The 17036-nt window shown below is 40.3% G+C and carries 12 protein-coding genes; 9 read left to right on the forward strand and 3 right to left on the reverse strand.

What is annotated here, in order from left to right; translation table 11 throughout:
• Nucleotides 1–93 precede the first annotated feature (93 nt).
• Nucleotides 94–1458, forward strand: coding sequence for a pyridoxal-phosphate dependent enzyme (locus tag QT327_RS10180; RefSeq protein WP_149105548.1), 1365 nt, complete (start codon nt 94–96; stop codon nt 1456–1458).
• Nucleotides 1459–1563: 105 nt separating this feature from the next.
• Here the strand turns inward: QT327_RS10180 and murA are convergent, their stop codons facing one another.
• The 3 genes from murA to QT327_RS10195 form a co-directional block, all read right to left on the reverse strand.
• Entirely contained in the window at nt 1564–2886 is a 1323-nt protein-coding gene (gene murA, locus QT327_RS10185) for a UDP-N-acetylglucosamine 1-carboxyvinyltransferase (RefSeq protein WP_130857303.1), read from the reverse strand.
• Between the two features lie 89 nt (nt 2887–2975).
• Nucleotides 2976–3659: a DUF4290 domain-containing protein gene (locus tag QT327_RS10190; RefSeq protein ID WP_013666196.1), complete on the reverse strand. Its 684-nt coding sequence runs from the start codon at nt 3657–3659 to the stop codon at nt 2976–2978.
• A gap of 35 nt (nt 3660–3694) precedes the next feature.
• Nucleotides 3695–5980, reverse strand: a complete 2286-nt coding sequence (locus tag QT327_RS10195; protein WP_289552764.1) for an ATP-dependent helicase — start codon at nt 5978–5980, stop codon at nt 3695–3697.
• A 579-nt stretch (nt 5981–6559) separates the two neighbouring features.
• On the opposite strand from QT327_RS10195, the gene QT327_RS10200 reads away from it, so the two are divergent.
• From QT327_RS10200 to QT327_RS10235, 8 genes are all read left to right on the forward strand, one after another.
• A complete protein-coding gene (locus QT327_RS10200; RefSeq protein WP_130857305.1) occupies nt 6560–7381 on the forward strand; it encodes a 3-keto-disaccharide hydrolase in 822 nt (273 codons plus the stop codon).
• Nucleotides 7382–7390: 9 nt separating this feature from the next.
• Complete coding sequence (locus QT327_RS10205) at nt 7391–7858, forward strand: NUDIX domain-containing protein (RefSeq protein WP_013666199.1); 468 nt, start codon at nt 7391–7393, stop codon at nt 7856–7858.
• A 71-nt stretch (nt 7859–7929) separates the two neighbouring features.
• Nucleotides 7930–8736, forward strand: coding sequence for a hypothetical protein (locus QT327_RS10210; RefSeq protein ID WP_130857306.1), 807 nt, complete (start codon nt 7930–7932; stop codon nt 8734–8736).
• Complete coding sequence (locus tag QT327_RS10215; protein ID WP_149105549.1) at nt 8726–10765, forward strand: ComEA family DNA-binding protein; 2040 nt, start codon at nt 8726–8728, stop codon at nt 10763–10765. The genes QT327_RS10210 and QT327_RS10215 overlap by 11 nt, the downstream gene beginning before the upstream one ends.
• A 6-nt stretch (nt 10766–10771) precedes the next feature.
• Nucleotides 10772–12880, forward strand: coding sequence for a ComEC/Rec2 family competence protein (locus tag QT327_RS10220; protein WP_289552765.1), 2109 nt, complete (start codon nt 10772–10774; stop codon nt 12878–12880).
• Between the two features lie 10 nt (nt 12881–12890).
• Nucleotides 12891–14792: a RecQ family ATP-dependent DNA helicase gene (locus QT327_RS10225; RefSeq protein WP_289552766.1), complete on the forward strand. Its 1902-nt coding sequence runs from the start codon at nt 12891–12893 to the stop codon at nt 14790–14792.
• Between the two features lie 149 nt (nt 14793–14941).
• A complete protein-coding gene (locus tag QT327_RS10230; RefSeq protein ID WP_013666204.1) occupies nt 14942–15529 on the forward strand; it encodes an RNA polymerase sigma factor in 588 nt (195 codons plus the stop codon).
• Nucleotides 15530–15852: 323 nt separating this feature from the next.
• A complete protein-coding gene (locus QT327_RS10235; protein WP_013666205.1) occupies nt 15853–16875 on the forward strand; it encodes a FecR family protein in 1023 nt (340 codons plus the stop codon).
• Nucleotides 16876–17036: the final 161 nt, after the last annotated feature.

Consider the following 17036-nt stretch of genomic DNA (forward strand, 5'->3'; position numbering starts at 1 on the left):
CAAGCGTCGGCATTAATCCGATAGCTGAAAGCCGATTTCTGTTAGCTATTATAAATTGCTATGTTTGTATATAATCTATTAAACTTGTAGAGAATGTGGTACAATAATATTCTGGAGACAATCGGTAATACACCCTTGGTAAAGTTAAACAAGCTAACCAAAGATGTTAAGGCAACTGTATTAGCTAAGATAGAGACAACTAATCCAGGTAATTCGATCAAAGATCGAATGGCTATCAAAATGATTGAGGATGCGGAACGCGCCGGGTTGTTAAAGCCAGGAGGAACGATTATCGAAGGCACATCGGGTAATACCGGAATGGGTTTGGCAATTGCCGCAGTTATTAAGGGTTATAAGTGTGTTTTTACGACGACCGATAAGCAGTCGAAGGAAAAAATAGATGCACTGCGCGCTTTTGGGGCAGAAGTGATTGTGTGTCCGACCAATGTCGAGCCTGAAGATCCCCGTTCTTATTATTCCGTTTCGAGCAGACTTGAGAGAGAAATCCCCAATGCATGGAAACCAAACCAATATGACAATCTTTCCAACAGCCACGCGCATTATGAGCAGACCGGCCCTGAAATATGGGAACAGACAGACGGAAAAATTACCCATCTATTGGTTGGTGTTGGAACAGGCGGCACAATAAGTGGCGCTGGGAAATATCTAAAGGAGAAAAATCCAGCCGTCAAGATATGGGGCATTGATACCTATGGATCGGTGTTTAAGAAATATAAGGAAACAGGCGTCTTCGATAAGAGCGAGATCTATCCCTACATTACCGAAGGGATAGGGGAAGATTTTTTACCTCGAAATGTTGATTTCGATGTTATCGATCATTTTGAAAAAGTGACGGATAAGGATGCAGCGTTGATGACGCGCGAAATTGCACGGCAGGAAGGTATTTTCGTTGGAAATTCCGCTGGCGCGGCCATTGCTGGCTTATTGCAGTTAAAAGATAGCTTAAAGGAAGGGGATTTAGTAGTTGTCATTTTTCATGATCATGGCTCCCGTTATATGGGAAAAATGTTTAATGAAGATTGGCTGCGGGAGCGAGGATTCCTTAAAGACAAGAAATTGACAGCGGAACGCATTTTAAAGAAAAGGGGACAACAGGAGATTATAACAGTAGATGGAGAACAGTCTGTAATCGAGACGTTTAATACAATGAAGACGCTCAATATATCACAAATCCCTATCACGCAACAAGGAATGGTGGTCGGCAAAGTCACTGAATCGGATATATTGAACGCACTCTTGGAAAATCCAAGTGTGAAGTCCGGAAAGGTACAACAGATTATGACGGCACCTTTTCCTTTTGTTGATCTCAATACCTCAATTGACCGACTTTCATCACTTATCAATAAAGATAATAACGCCGTATTGGTGGAAGATGAGGGCGGTAAGCTCGAGATCATAACCCAATATGATATTATCAATGCTATTTCGGCTGGTTAGATGAGAGGAGGTGTCAGGCTTAAGCGGGTATGAGGTATAGGGTATAAGGTATAAGGTAGAGGGTATAAGGTTACCTTAAGCCCTACACCTTATACCTTACATCGCTCAATGCAGTGGTTTTCCTTCAATTCGTTTGATTTGAGCGCCGAGCGCCAGGAGTCGTTTATCAATGTGTTGATAACCTCGTTCAATTTGCTCAATATTATAAATAACGGATCTTCCTTGAGCGGATAGGGCGGCGATCAGCAAGGAAACTCCCGCACGTATATCAGGTGAAGTCATTTCGATTCCCCGTAATTTGAATGCTTTATTCAAGCCGATGACCGTTGCGCGATGAGGATCACATAAAATAATCTGTGCGCCCATGTCGATTAACTTATCGACAAAGAACAAGCGGCTTTCAAACATTTTCTGGTGAATTAACACATTCCCTTTGGCTTGTGTAGCTACGACAAGTACAATGCTTAACAAGTCAGGCGTAAAACCTGGCCAAGGTGCATCTGCGATGGTGAGGATGGAACCGTCTATGAAGGTCTCAATTTCGTACGAATCTTGGGCCGGAATATAGATGTCGTCGCCCCGTCTTTCCAGTTTTATCCCTAGTCGACCAAAAACCGTCGGAATAATCCCTAGCTCATCAAAATGAACATCCTTAATGGTGATTTCTGACCCGGTCATCGCGGCTAAACCAATAAAGGAACCTATTTCAATCATATCGGGAAGCATACGGTGTTCCGTTCCTGTCAAATAGTCGACCCCCTCAATGCTCAACAGATTGGAGCCTATACCGGAAATCTTAGCGCCCATACGATTGAGCATTTTGCACAGCTGTTGCAAATAGGGCTCACAGGCGGCATTATAAATCGTAGTTGTACCTTTTGCCAAAACAGCGGCCATCACAATATTTGCCGTGCCGGTTACGGATGCCTCATCCAAGAGGATATAAGTTCCGTGCAAATTAGTCGCATCGATATTAAAAAAATGGTTGTCCTGATCATAATGAAACCGAGCTCCGAGTTTTTCAAAACCTAAAAAATGCGTGTCCAACCGCCTTCGTCCTATTTTGTCTCCACCTGGTTTAGGAATGGCAGCTTTGCCGAAACGAGCGAGTAGAGGGCCAACGATCATAATAGAACCGCGCAGGCTTCCTCCCTTAGTTTTAAACTCTTCTGACTGGAAGTAATCAATATTAATGTTCTTTGCTTCAAATGTATAGGTGTCATCACTGATCCGTTCGATAGCTACTCCAAGATCACCTAAAAGCTCGATGAGTTTGTTAACATCTTTAATGTCAGGTATATTGCTGATCGTCATTTTCTCGGGCGTAAGCAATACAGCTGATAATATTTGGAGCGCCTCATTTTTTGCTCCCTGCGGAGTGATTTCTCCTTTCAGCGGTTTTCCACCGTAAATTTCAAATGCATTCATTCAACTATCCTAATCGATAAAAATTAAACCGGCCTTTATCTTGACATCGTTAGATACAGGCCGGTTGTTAAAAATATGTGGATAGCGATTTAGAAACGTTTACGCTTCTTGTTACCGCCATTATTCTGATTTTTATGCTGCTGCTGCCGATTTTTCTGGCCGCCACCACTTTGCTGGTTACTGCTAGTATTACTTTTTGTGCGATTACCTGGAGGCGGTGTTTTGAATTCCAGTTTAGTTAAGTTCACATCTTCATCGAGCACTAATTGACCATTTGACATTTCTTTCAAATCGTCAACGATGTGGTCGTCACTGACAGAATCTTTATTCCAAGTTACATAGGCCATTTTCATGAAATTGGCCATTGCCTGTACCATTGTTTTTTTACGTTCCGGATCTTCAATCTTCTTGGCCTTTTCAATCATTAACTCAATGATATAACCGTAATGCTTGTATTTAATGCGATGCTGCGGATAATTCAACGTTTCCGGCTTTGCATGTATAGCACCTGGCGTAGGCTTGGGATAAGGCGAATCTACGTCAATTTGGAAATCGGAGATAATGTGCAAGTGATCCCAAAGTTTATGTTTAAAATCCGATACATCCCTTAAATGCGGATTTAAAAAGCCCATTAGGTCGATGACAACCTGTGCGTGCCGGTTGCGTTCTTCCTTCGTGGGGAGGGTGCAGATATAAGCCACCATGTTTTGAACATTACGGCCATATTCTGCCAATATTAATCTCTTTCGTGTGCTATTATAGTCAAATTCCATATTTCAATTAGCTAATGAGCTAATTAGCCAATTGGCTAATTAACAATTCTAAGTTTTGCAAATTTAAGCAACAATTGCTTTTGTCCTAATTCTTTAAAAAAAATAGTTGCTTTTATGTCCGGTTTATTACCTTCTAAATTAATTACCTTCCCAAATCCAAAGCGTTCATGTTCTACTTCCATCCCCACTTGCAAATTACTGGTATCAGACGGTGCGAAACCGGCACTAGGTTGATGCGCTTTTGGTAAAATGGAAGTGGTTTTGGGCACTACTTTCGGTTTGGGTTTGGTAAAGATGTCTTGTGATTGCGGTTGCGACCAAGCTGTCCTTGCTTTACCAAAAACATCATCACCGCTGGATTTAGCGGCTGTAGGAGCGCTGAAATCCAGTGCCAGGTATCTGGGGTCTATTTCATCTATAAACCGACTCGGTTCACAATTATTGAGTGTTCCCCAACGATAACGTGATGTTGCATAGGATAAGGTCAGCTTCTTCTCAGCACGTGTAATCGCCACATAGAATAGCCGACGCTCCTCCTCCAATTCCGTACGTGAATTCAGGGCAAGCTGCGAAGGGAAGAGGTTCTCTTCAAGTCCAACGATAAAAACCTGCGGAAACTCCAGCCCTTTCGAAGAGTGAATTGTCATCAGTGATACTGTATCAGCATTCGGATTCTTATCATTGTCGTCATTTGTCAATAACGCAATATCCTGCATAAATACATCTAGGCCTTTTTCTGCTATATCTTCACGCTCACTGAATTCTTTAATACCATTTAATAATTCCTGAATGTTTTCATACCGGTTTAGGCCTTCAACGGATTTATCCTCATAGAGATCTTTCAATATACCGGAATGTTGTGCGATATGTAGAGCGGTATCATAGGCACTGTTGTTCTTCGCCAGCACTTGGAAACTTTGGATGAGGGAGCCAAAGGGATATACAACAGCTGCCGTACGTCCGTCCAAATACTGTTGTGGGGTGGTAATGACTTCCCAAATACTTTTTTGATGTTGATTTGCAGCAATAAAGATGCGTTCTACCGAGGTGTCACCTATGCCCCGTCTGGGATAATTAATGACACGCTTAAGTGCTTCTTCATCGTTGGGGTTAAAAGTAAGTCGAAAGTAGGCTATTAAATCTTTGATCTCTTTCCTTTGATAGAAGGAGGTGCCTCCGTATATCTTGTACGGTATATTAAGTTTTCGTAAGGCCTCTTCCATGGCGCGCGACTGTGCGTTGGTACGGTAGAGAATGGCGAAATCCTTAAAACGCAGCGATTGCAAGGAACGGTCTTGCAAAATATTTTCCGCTACCATTTTTCCTTCTTCATTGTCGCTGAAAGCCCGTACAACTTTTATCTTGTCGCCCGTTTCGTTTTCGGAGAAAACGTTCTTTTTTAACTGATTTTTATTATTCGAGATAATACTATTGGCGGCATTTACAATATTTTGGGTAGAACGATAATTCTGCTCCAACTTAAAAACTTTTAAGTCCGGATAGTCTTTTTCAAAATTTAAAATATTCTGGATATTCGCGCCCCGGAAAGCATAAATACTTTGAGCATCATCACCCACTACGCAGATGTTCTCGTTGATTGCCGCTAGCCTTTTAACAATCAGATATTGTGAGAAGTTGGTGTCTTGGTACTCATCAACCATTAAATACTTGAACTTTGTTTGATATTTATAAAGTACTTCCGGATGTTGGTTCAGCAGGACATTGGTTTTAAAAAGCAAATCGTCAAAATCCATTGCACCTGCTTTGTAGCAGCGTTGACTATAGGTTTGATAAATTTGACCTAGATTACCCCTTCCGCCCGATTGATCCTCAGCCTGTATTTGTGCATTCTTTTGATACTCTGCAGCGGATATCAGGTTGTTTTTCGCCGCGGATATCCGATTATATACAAAGTTTGCATTGTACAGTTTATCATCTAACTGCATTTCCTTGAGAATCGATCGGATCAAGCTCTTACTGTCGTCCGTGTCATAAATAGTGAAATTGGCAGGATAGCCAATATGATGAGCCTCCACACGAAGGATTTTAGCGAATACGGAGTGAAAAGTACCCATCCAAATGTTTTTAGCTTCATTTCCAACTACTTTCATGATCCGCTCGCGCATTTCCTTGGCGGCTTTATTGGTAAATGTTAATACTAAAATGTTAAATGGATCAATGCCTTTTTGTATTAGATGGGCTACTCGATAGGTTATGACTCTCGTTTTGCCCGATCCAGCTCCTGCTACAATCATAACAGGGCCATCTGTTTGTTCTACTGCTGCCCGTTGTGAAGGGTTCAATCCTTGTAAGTAATCCAAAATCTCCTCGCTATTTTTTTATTGGATAATGTGCTATTCAATAGTGTTTTACCAGATTGCAAGCTATCATAGGTTTAATATATAAAATCCCATGAATATCCATGATTGCCAAATACAAACACAGATGAAATAACCTGGATATTCCATATGGCCTTTAAAGGACAAATTATTTGCACATGAAATATTTAAGGGCATAAAGATACGAAATAGATATGAGCTTCATAAGGTGAGGGATGATTTTGTGTTAAAATAATTTGGTTGCTTTTGATGTTCAATTAATACGGCAATTGGAGAATTGGGATTAGCATACTATAGAATATTTTAAATTTCGTATTTTCAGCCCATCAAATTTGAATTATGAGCTCATCATAGTTTATTCAAACCACATAGGGGATGAATAAATCTGATAGCTTCATCACTTTTAAAAAGAAAATTATATACAGATGAAACCGAGATGTAAATAATAATGGACACACAGGGCAATTGACAAGTATTTACATTTTTAGGTGTCAATGAGCTTCGCTGTCGCTTCGGTTATTTACCCGAGCTTTCATCAACCATCAAAAAGAAAATAACAGGATGAAAAAAATAATTGCTCCATTGCTTTTTTTGGGGATTTTGGTAACAGCGGGATGCAGATCGAATACGGCAACCGAAAGCGAAGATGAACAAAAAAAAGAAGAATGGGTCTCCCTTTTCAACGGAAAGGATATCAATGATTGGATGGTGAAAATTCATCATCATGAGTTCGGCGAAAATTATGGGAATACATTTCGGGTAAGGGATAGTACCATACAAGTACGATATGATCAATATGGCGATTTCAATGATCAATTCGGGCATTTATATTATAAAATCCCTTATGCCTACTACCACCTTAAATTAGCATATCGTTTTGTTGGTGAGTTACAAAAAGGGGCTCCGTCTTATACGCTACGTAATAGTGGAGTAATGTTCCATTCGCAAGACCCTCGTACTATGCCAAAAGAGCAAGACTGGCCTATTTCAGTAGAGATGCAGTTCCTGGGGGGCTTGGGGGATGGAAAGCCCAGGCCAACCGGTAATATGTGCTCGCCGGGAACTCATGTCGTATATAAAGGGAAAATCGCCGATTCGCATTGTCTTAATTCAACTTCAAAAACGTACGATGGGGATCAGTGGGTTCATGCTGAGCTAATCGTTTTAGGCGATTCTTTAGTGACCCATATTATTGAAGGGGATACCGTACTACAATATGCTAAACCACAGATTGGAGGTGATGTAGCACATGGTTATGACCCAACGATTAAAGTCGATGGCAAACTGTTGAAAAGTGGCTATATTGCGCTCCAAAGCGAGGGACAGCCCGTCGATTTTAAGCATATTGAAATTAAAGATCTTTCATCGATTTATAAGAAATAATAATAGAACATGCAGGCATTGTATCCATTTAACGTGCGGGTGTATGGTATCCTTGTGACAGAGCAGGGCGAAATCCTGATCAGTGATGAACAAGAGTATGGTAAACGTTTTAGTAAATTTCCGGGAGGTGGACTGGAATATGGAGAAGGATTGCGAGACGCTTTACGCAGGGAGTATATGGAAGAATGTTTGGTAGAGGTGGAGGTATTAGATCATATTTATACAACCGACTTTTATGAACATTCTTACTTTAATGATAGTCAGATTATCTCCGTTTACTATCGTGTACGCAATAAAATGCCTTTTAATCTAACTTTTAAAACATGTGCTTTTGATTTTGATGAGACAGAAGGGGATGTTTTTCAGGCCTTTCGACTTATTAAGTTGGAAGACATTAAAATAGAGGATTTGACGTTCAAAACGGATCGCATTGCCCTTGAAGAGTTTTTTAAACAGGAGAAACATTTTATCAAATAATTTTGTTCAGTTTGTTCATTATCAAAGGCTAACTACGTTAAAATATTCGGTTTAAGTATCTTTAAGGTGCTATGTTTGGTACCTTCTTAAACCTAATTTTATTACTAACCGCTATCAACCTCTCAGCCCAGGTTTACCCGGCTTCCCGATATTGTGCTATGGGTGGTACGGGAAATGCATTGCAAGGTGTTGAAGGGCTGACATCCAATGTGGCCGGCATTGGTTCAATGACTGCATCTAGAGCAGGCATTTATCACCAAGAACATTTTTTAAACACAGATATACGCACGCAGGGGCTGCTATTGGCAGTGCCCACAAAATTGGGTGTATTTGGTTCTCATATTTCAAATTATGGGATTAAGGATGCTTATAGCGAGTTGAAGGCAAATCTTAGCTACGCTAAACGTTTTGGCCCTCAGCTGTCCATCGGCCTTGCTTTAAATTACCATCAACTGCAGCTGAGGGAATATGGCAGAAATCAAGCTTTTTCGGCGGATGTTGGTTTACAATTTCAAGTAAAACCATTCTGGGTCATCGGTGCCCGCGTTGCAAACCCTGGATATGCTTCTTATGATTATTCCGCTTATTCCGTTATTCCGGTGATAATCGGCGTAGGTACCAGCTATCAATTTCATCCGAATTTACTTATAACTGCCGATTCGGAGAAGGTTCTTTATCGAGATAAGGTAGATTTCCGAACAGGCCTTGAATATAAACCCATTTCCTGGATGAGCTTTCGAGGTGGAATCGGATTAAATGAGTTTAGTCAATTTTGTGGGTTTGGCTTTGTATATCATAAAATGATTTTGGATTTAGCCACGGTGATTCACCATCGACTCGGGTTATCCCCTCAATTATTGCTTGCCTATGCTTTCTAAATCGGTCTTTTTTGTATTCTTATTTCTGTTATCCCATCTGGCCACTTTTTGCCAAACGGAAAATACCGATCTTATCGAACAGCTTGTTGAATCCATGGCCGATGATCTCACAGAAGATTATGATTATATGGAGCTTACAGAGAGATGGAACTACTATTTGAAACATCCGATCGATCTTAATAAAACAAGCAACGAGGAATTAAGCGAACTTCGTTTTTTGTCACCCTTGCAGGTAGCTGCTATTATCAACCATCGTAAACTAGCGGGTCCTTATCTGACGGTATATGAACTGCAAGCGGTGGACGGGCTGGATGTGGAGACGGTACGGCTCCTGCTACCTTTTGTTCGGGTAGAGCCATCGTCGAATTGGAATATGCCGGCAAAAGAGTTTCTAAGCAGCGGAAGACATGATTTGATGTTTCGATATGGACGCATCCTAGAGAAGCAAAACGGCTATGCCATAAAGGATCTAAACAGGTCGAGATATCTGGGTAGTGCCGATCGTTTATTTGGCCGATATCGTTACACGGTTCCGCAAAAACTTCAACTATCGTTAAACATGAAAAAGGACGCAGGTGAACAGTTCTTTAACGGGGCACAGCGCCTTGGCTTTGACTTTTATTCGGGAAGCCTTTATCTACAGAGCGTCAAACGATGGAAACATGTTGTTATTGGCGACTATTCTCTACAGTTTGGACAAGGACTTGCTTTATGGACAGGGGTTAGTTTCGGAAAGGGAGCACTGGTTCAACATGTGGCGCGACAAGGCATCGGTTTACGTCCCTATACATCAGCTAACGAGTTTTCTTTTTTTCGCGGGATCTCAGCCACCTATTCAGTAAAAAAGTGGAGCATTACGCCTTTTATATCTTATAAAAGATTGAGCGCTACCTTCGTGGATAGTCTTGCCGGTAAAGCTAATTATAGCGCTATTATTGAAAACGGCTTACATAGAACACCTAACGAGGTATCGAACAGGCACAATTTAAAGCAGTTGCTATTTGGTACCAATGTTCAGTATCAACGAAATTCACTTACTATTGGTGGCAATGTGTTTTATACCAAGCTGTCAGGTATAATAAGACCTCGGACACTTTTATACAATCAATATGCGTTTGCCGGAAACGATTTATCAAATGCCAGTATATACTACCATACCTATATTCATAATATGTACCTCTTTGGAGAAGTAGCGCATAGTTTTGGTAGCGGTTTAGCGTATACAAATGGTATTATCTCGTCCTTATCCCACGACTTGTCCTTGGTTTTGCAGTACAGAGATTACCAAAAGAACTATCATGCATTCTATAACCAAGGATTATCGGAAGGGAGCCGTGCAGTAAATGAAAAAGGATTCTATACCGGACTTATCTTTCAACCCAATAAGAAAGTACTATGGGTGGCTTATGCAGATGCTTTTAAATTTCCTTGGATAAGGTACCGAGTAGACGCACCATCGGATGGTCAGGATCTGTTTACACAATTGACTCTTACTCCCAATAAAAAGCTAAGATATCTGCTTCGTTACCGTTTTCGGAATAAAGCTGAAAATGGCGATTCGATACACCCCACTGCCGTGCTAGACCGGGTTCAGCGACAACAAATTAGGGCTGAAGCACAGTATCAGGTTAGCTCGACCATCGTTTTCCGTAACCGGTTTGAATATGGGTTTTATAAAAAAGCCGCACATGCCGAGAAAGGCTACCTGTTTTATCAGGATGTAATTTATAAGCCTCAAGGTATGTTTTCAGGTAATGCCCGTATCGCTTTATTTAAAACAGATGGTTACAATTCGCGCATATACGCCTTTGAGAATGATGTTTTATATGCATCATCGTTTCCATTCTACAGCAATAAAGGGATACGTTATTATCTCAATCTACGCTGTCGAATCAAGAGGGGTATGGATTTTTGGTGCCGTTATGCGGCTAGTCACTATCCGACGCTCCAAGAACTCGGTTCGACCTTGGATAAGATTGAAGGCAATCGCAAATCAGAAATCAAAATGCAGCTACGCTTTCAATTTTAAACTGAGATGTCTAGATTCATCAATTACCATACACAGGCGCCATTCGTATCTTTTTTGCTTGCCCTCATCCTCGGAATTGGAATAACCTATTTCATACCCGCTTCGATTTTTACATATCGGCTCATACTAATTGCTTGTCTATTGTTAATTGCTTGTTTTTTTGGTCTTGCCATTGGAACAAAGTGGAAGGTTCGATACTTATATGGACCTGCTTTTATAATTTTTTTTTCAATACTTATTTGCTTCGGAGCTTTGCTAAACTGGGAAAGCAATCCGGTTATCGACCATAGACATTTCAGTCATTATCAGAGTGATCATTTGCTTGGTTTTGTATCCGGTGAACCTAAGGTGAAAGGGGAAATTATAAGCACCGAAATGACAATCAATTATGTGAAGATAAAAGATGAATATAAGCCGGTAAGAGGGAAGCTTTTACTGAAAATTAAAACAAAGGAGAGAGACTTACTACTCCATTATGGTGATGAGCTTCGTATTCTTAGCAACTTTAAACGACTCAGGCAACCTTATAATCCCCATGAATTTGATTACGCAGTTTATATGTCTCATCGGGGAATTTGGCACGAAACGTTTCTTACTTCAGATGCGTTGAGCAAGACCGGTCGTAAAACGGGAAACCCGTTAATCGGTTACGCGCTCGAAACCAGAAAAAAAATGGTCGAGAAGTTTAATCGGTATTTTAAGAGTAAGGAGTCTGCGGCACTTCTCGCTACGCTAGTTTTAGGGTACCGTGCTTCCTTGGAGAAGGAACTGATAAAGGTCTTCTCCGCTACCGGCACAATACACATATTGGCCGTTTCCGGTATGCATGTTGGAATTGTCTTCGCTTTGTTTGCTTTTTGTTTACAATGGATGAATAAAGGCGGATGGTTGCGATATATACGTCTTCTTTTATTATTACTCTTTATATGGGCTTACGCATTACTAACAGGTTTTGCGCCATCTGTTCTCCGAGCGGCATTTATGATCAGTATCTTCATTATTGGCAATACGCTGAGACGTGCCGGTAATGGATATAACAACCTAGCCGCCTCTGCCTTTTTCTTATTATTGTACAACCCGGGATTTCTGAGAGATGTAGGTTTCCAATTGTCTTATTTGGCGGTTCTTGGCATCATTTGGTTGATGCCTCTTTTATCAGCGCTAGTAAGGTTTAAATATGAACTAGCGAATAAAGGCTGGTCATATGTATCGATGTCTTGCGCAGCACAATTAGCGAATTTCCCACTGGTGCTCTATTATTTTCATCTCTTTCCTGTTTATTTTTTGCCGGCAAACTTGTTTATCACCTTGCCGGTTAGCCTCATTATTTACGCTGGTTTCTTATTATTAATGCTGCCGTTAAACAAATTCACCTATGGTATGGCTGATATATTAGAGCAATTCGTTCTTTTTGTTAACCGGGTATTGGTTCGTATAGAACAATGGCCTTTAGCTACCGTGAAGTCGATTTGGTTAACAAGCTATGAATACCTGATGCTTTACCTGGTTATGATAACGCTGGTACTAGCTTTTCAATTTTCCCGGAAGCAGTTGTTTTATGTATCAATTATAAGTATTCTTGTTTTAGGACTGATTGTCAATCAGCAATTATGGTCTAAGCATAACAGTAACCGACTCATCATCTTCAATGTCAATGATCAAATGGCTATAGGGCTTATAAATGGTGCAAAACCAATTCTTTACAGCAATGCCGATTCGATACAACAAGCGTTTATCCAATATTCCGTAATACCGGCACTTGAAGCTTATTCATCGATTCAATATTTATCCTTTATCAAAGAACCAGTGAAGTTCCATCTTAACGATATTTCCATCACGAACAATCATCTTCAATTTATGGAGAAACAGTTGCTGATTTTAGACGGTCGAAAGAACCATCCAATCGCTACCGCACCTGACTGGTTGTTGGTACGAAACAATCCGAAAAGACCGTTAGACAGCTTGTTGGGCACCTTGAAAAAAAGCACGCTTCTTATACTAGATGGGTCTAATAGTCGGCATACGATTGATAGGTGGCGGGCAGATGCAGAGCGATTGAATATCGAATTCTACTGTCTAAAGGATAATTTTGCTTATGTTTGGGGCGCTAAATAGCTTAAACGCTATGTCTATACACGAAATTCTAGAACGGTATTGGGGTTATTCGCGTTTTAGACCTCTTCAGGAAGAGGTTATAAACCATGTTTTGGCTGGCCATGATGCCTTAGCGTTGATGCCTACAGGCGGAGGTAAGTCGCTCTGCTTTCAAGTTCCTGCACTGGCAATGAAAGGGATTTGCATTGTTGTAACTCCTTTGATAGCCTTAATGAAAGATCAAGTCGAGAATTTAAAAGCAAGAAACATAAAAGCGGTAGCAATATTTGCGGGTATGACCAAACGTGAAGTAGATATTGCATTGGACAACTGCGTGTATGGAGATATAAAATTTTTATACCTGTCGCCTGAACGCCTAATGAACGAGCTCGTGAAAGAACGGCTACGGTATATGCCTGTCAATTTATTCGCCATTGATGAGGCTCATTGTATTTCACAATGGGGATATGATTTTAGACCCCCTTATCTTCATTTATCTGAACTACGTGAGCTACATCCACAGGTGCCGTTTTTAGCATTAACGGCTACTGCCACACCTAAAGTAGTAAATGACATCCAGGAGAAACTTAAATTTAGAAAAACGACCGACCAAGCCGTATTCGTCAAAAGTTTCTCACGGGAAAATTTGGCCTATATGGTGATTGCTGAAAACCATAAGACCGGCCGCTTAGTCAAAATCATAAAAAAAATAAAAGGAAGTGGTATCGTTTATGTCCGAAACAGAAGGGAAACGCAGGAAATTACCCGTTTCCTGTTGATGGAAAACATAAAAGCCGATTTTTATCACGCCGGGTTGTCGACCCCGGAACGATCGAAAAAGCAAGAGGCATGGAAACAAAACCAGACACAGGTAATTGTAGCAACCAATGCTTTTGGTATGGGTATTGACAAACCTGATGTTCGTTTCGTAATCCATATGGATATTCCGGATACATTGGAAGCTTATTTTCAGGAGGCTGGGCGAGCCGGACGGGATGGAAAGAAAGCCTACGCGGTGTTGTTGTATAATGAAGAAGACAAGGAGCGACTAATAAGAAATTTTGAGTTAAGCTTTCCCACAACCAAGGAAATCACCCAAATTTATTATCACTTGGGAAATTATTTTCAATTGGCGTATGGTGCAGGACAATATCTGTGCTTTGATTTTGATATAGGCACTTTTTGCAAAAGGTACCAGTTAGAACCTTTAAAAGTAATTAGTGCGCTGAAGTTTTTGGAACGCGATGAATGGCTCGCAGTAACAGAAAATGTATACTTACCTTCCCGGTTTCGCTTCGAAGTGGGATCGCAAGATCTATACAGTTTTCAAGTAGCCCATGCCAACCTGGATGGATTTATCAAAGTCATGTTACGTGCTTATGGCGGGGCCTTTGATTATTATGTTTCATTCCGTGAGGCGGACTTAGCCCGTAAAGCGGGACTCTCACTCCATGAGACGCTTAACCATTTAAAGCAGCTGGAACAGTATCAGATTATCAGTTATTTATCGCAGACAGATAAACCACAGATCCAGTTCTTGCAACCAAGAAGCGATTCACAGCATTTACATATTGACAAAAAGCACATTGATGAACGAAAGAAAATAGGCGAGGAGCAATTGCAGTCTGTACTCAACTTTTTACAGCTTGATGCTTGCCGATCACAACAACTGTTAGCTTATTTCGGAGAGAAAAACATGGAGCTTTGTGGGATATGCGATTATTGCCTGAAGAGGCAGAAGAAAGCAAAGGAAGAAGAAATAGAAGACCTAATCGTTGCCGAGATCATAGACCTGCTATCAACTAATCATTTGACCTTAGATGCTTTGGTCGATGGATTGAAAACGGGAGATGAAAGCGATCGAATCACCTGTATCCGTAATTTAGTTGATGGCGGAAAAATAAAATTTAATAGCGGTAAGTATTATCTCTAATGGAATAAATAAAGAGTACAGTCCCCTTTACACAGAAACACACTGTTACAAAATAAGTGTGAAATAATCACATTAGCATACAATTGACCGAGTTTGTTTGCTTAATTGAATGTTGTTTATATATTTGTGCTAACCACTTTATAAACGATATGGAATACTGCGACTCTACGGATGCTGAATTACTAACGAAAATAAAGGAAAATGACCACCGAGCATTCAAAGAGATTTATAAGAGATATTGGAAAGTGTGTTTTTTACAATTATTCAAAAAATCAAGCAGTAAAGAGTTAGCAGAGGAATTAACCCAAAATATTTTCATATCCCTGTGGGAGCGCAGGCAAATAGTTGAAATAAACAATTTATCTGCTTACTTGATGTCGGCTGTTCGATTCAGCTTCATTAATTATCTAAAAAACGTTTTGCAATTTGATCAATATGCGGAATACAAAAAGACGCATAGTGAGATCGGTGCGAATAGCTTGGAAGAGCAGTTAGCGGTTCGGGAGCTTTCTATCTCGATAGAAAAAGGAATTAATATGCTGCCTCGTAAAACCCGGGAAGTGTTTGTGCTAAGTCGCCTGGAATATAACTCGGTGAAGGAGATCGCACAGAAATTAAAAATTTCCGAAAAGGCAGTAGAATACCATATTACCCAATCGTTAAAAGCCATGCGACTAGCCCTGAAGGATTATATGATTATTATAACTTTTATTGTTTCTGCTTTATTTTGCTGCTAGAACGACTTCCGGAAATCGGCTATCAGCTTTTATTGCATATCCCTGGCTTTAGACTTTAAGCAATAAGCTTGCTCAGATCCTTACCACAACATTATGGCTAATTATCACATTGGCTAATTCGTTAAGTAGTCAAATAGTTGAGTAGGGAAATAGTTACTCAACAATTCACCACTTAACGACTCAACTAGTCAACGTTTCAACAACTCAACCATACCACGTCTCAACCAAATCAAAAAAAAATTAAAAAAATTTAGGGGTATGGCTTAGTTGTATTACTATAGATATGTAAAGCCTTTATAAGGCCTATACTAACCAGCATCATTATGAGCCGTAAAGCCTTTCAAAGTTTATTGGAGCGCTATTTAAAAGGTAACTGCACACAGGAGGAGCAGGAAACCGTTCGTCGTTGGTATGATTTGTTAGATAGCGATGTCGATTTAAATTTAAGCGAAGTCGAATTTGCAGAACTGGAAGATCGGCTATGGGACAAGATTAACAAGGAAACGCAACCAAGTGAGGACAAAAAAAAAGGTCGATCGACGGTGATTAGGCCATTCGATAGATTTTATATATCAACAGCCGCAGCCGCGGTGCTGTTAATTGTAGGTTCGGTTTGGGTTTACAATCGATTAAAGTGCAATCCCGTTGAACCGGACTTTGTGAGTAAAAAGGAAAGCTTCATTACGAAAGTTATAAATCCGAATGATGAACCATTGGAAGTTTCCTTGCCGGATTCAACGCGGATTAAGCTTTTCAAAGGAGCGCAGCTAACATATGCTACTCGTTTTAATAAACGAGAAGTTTCATTAGTCGGTGATGCACTATTTAATGTGAAGGGAGATCCCGCTAATCCTTTTCAGGTATTTCATGAGGAGATGATTACCAAGGTATTAGGTACTTGTTTTAAAATCCAGTCTGGCAAGGGAGCGGGTAAAGACGAAGTAATTGTGTACACCGGTAAGGTACAAGTAATACGAAGTGCTAAAAATAATTTGGTACGACGAATAATAGAGACACCGAAGACCTTGAATTTAACGATGAATCAACGAGCGATATTGGACGAGCAAAAAGGAAGCTTTAGTGAAACGTTGGTAGAAAGGCCCATTCCTGTTGAGACGAAAAGAACGCTACTTGATGAGGTCGTATTTAAAGAAATCAGTTTAGCAGACTTAGCCAATAAATTACGTGATGTTTATCATATCGATATCCGTGTAAGACCAGCTGTCAGGAAGATTACATTTCGAGGAGATTTGAGTGGTATGGAGTTGTTTGATCAGCTAAATCTCGTTTGCAATGTTACAGAAACCAATTACCATATAATCGGTAAAACAATTGAAATCCAATAAATCCAATCAATAAAACGAAAACCAAACATGAATCGCTTATGAACACAACGTAGACTAAACCAAACAAAGACCGGCAATATGGGGGTATTGCCGGTCGGAGATTAAATCATGATTCAGGGTCGGTGCTTAAAACCGGCCCTTCACAAACCAAAATTTTTCGA

Source organism: Olivibacter sp. 47 (assembly GCF_030372825.1).
Classification (GTDB): Bacteria; Bacteroidota; Bacteroidia; order Sphingobacteriales; family Sphingobacteriaceae; genus Olivibacter; species Olivibacter oleidegradans.

Bases quoted from the DNA above. Each gene is read 5' to 3' on its own strand.
- QT327_RS10180 (WP_149105548.1), top strand. From the start codon at position 94: ATGTGGTACAATAATATTCTGGAGACAATCGGTAATACACCCTTGGTA.
- murA (WP_130857303.1), bottom strand. From the start codon at position 2,886: ATGAATGCATTTGAAATTTACGGTGGAAAACCGCTGAAAGGAGAAATC.
- QT327_RS10190 (WP_013666196.1), bottom strand. From the start codon at position 3,659: ATGGAATTTGACTATAATAGCACACGAAAGAGATTAATATTGGCAGAA.
- QT327_RS10200 (WP_130857305.1), top strand. From the start codon at position 6,560: ATGAAAAAAATAATTGCTCCATTGCTTTTTTTGGGGATTTTGGTAACA.
- QT327_RS10205 (WP_013666199.1), top strand. From the start codon at position 7,391: ATGCAGGCATTGTATCCATTTAACGTGCGGGTGTATGGTATCCTTGTG.
- QT327_RS10210 (WP_130857306.1), top strand. From the start codon at position 7,930: ATGTTTGGTACCTTCTTAAACCTAATTTTATTACTAACCGCTATCAAC.
- QT327_RS10215 (WP_149105549.1), top strand. From the start codon at position 8,726: ATGCTTTCTAAATCGGTCTTTTTTGTATTCTTATTTCTGTTATCCCAT.
- QT327_RS10220 (WP_289552765.1), top strand. From the start codon at position 10,772: ATGTCTAGATTCATCAATTACCATACACAGGCGCCATTCGTATCTTTT.
- QT327_RS10225 (WP_289552766.1), top strand. From the start codon at position 12,891: ATGTCTATACACGAAATTCTAGAACGGTATTGGGGTTATTCGCGTTTT.
- QT327_RS10230 (WP_013666204.1), top strand. From the start codon at position 14,942: ATGGAATACTGCGACTCTACGGATGCTGAATTACTAACGAAAATAAAG.
- QT327_RS10235 (WP_013666205.1), top strand. From the start codon at position 15,853: ATGAGCCGTAAAGCCTTTCAAAGTTTATTGGAGCGCTATTTAAAAGGT.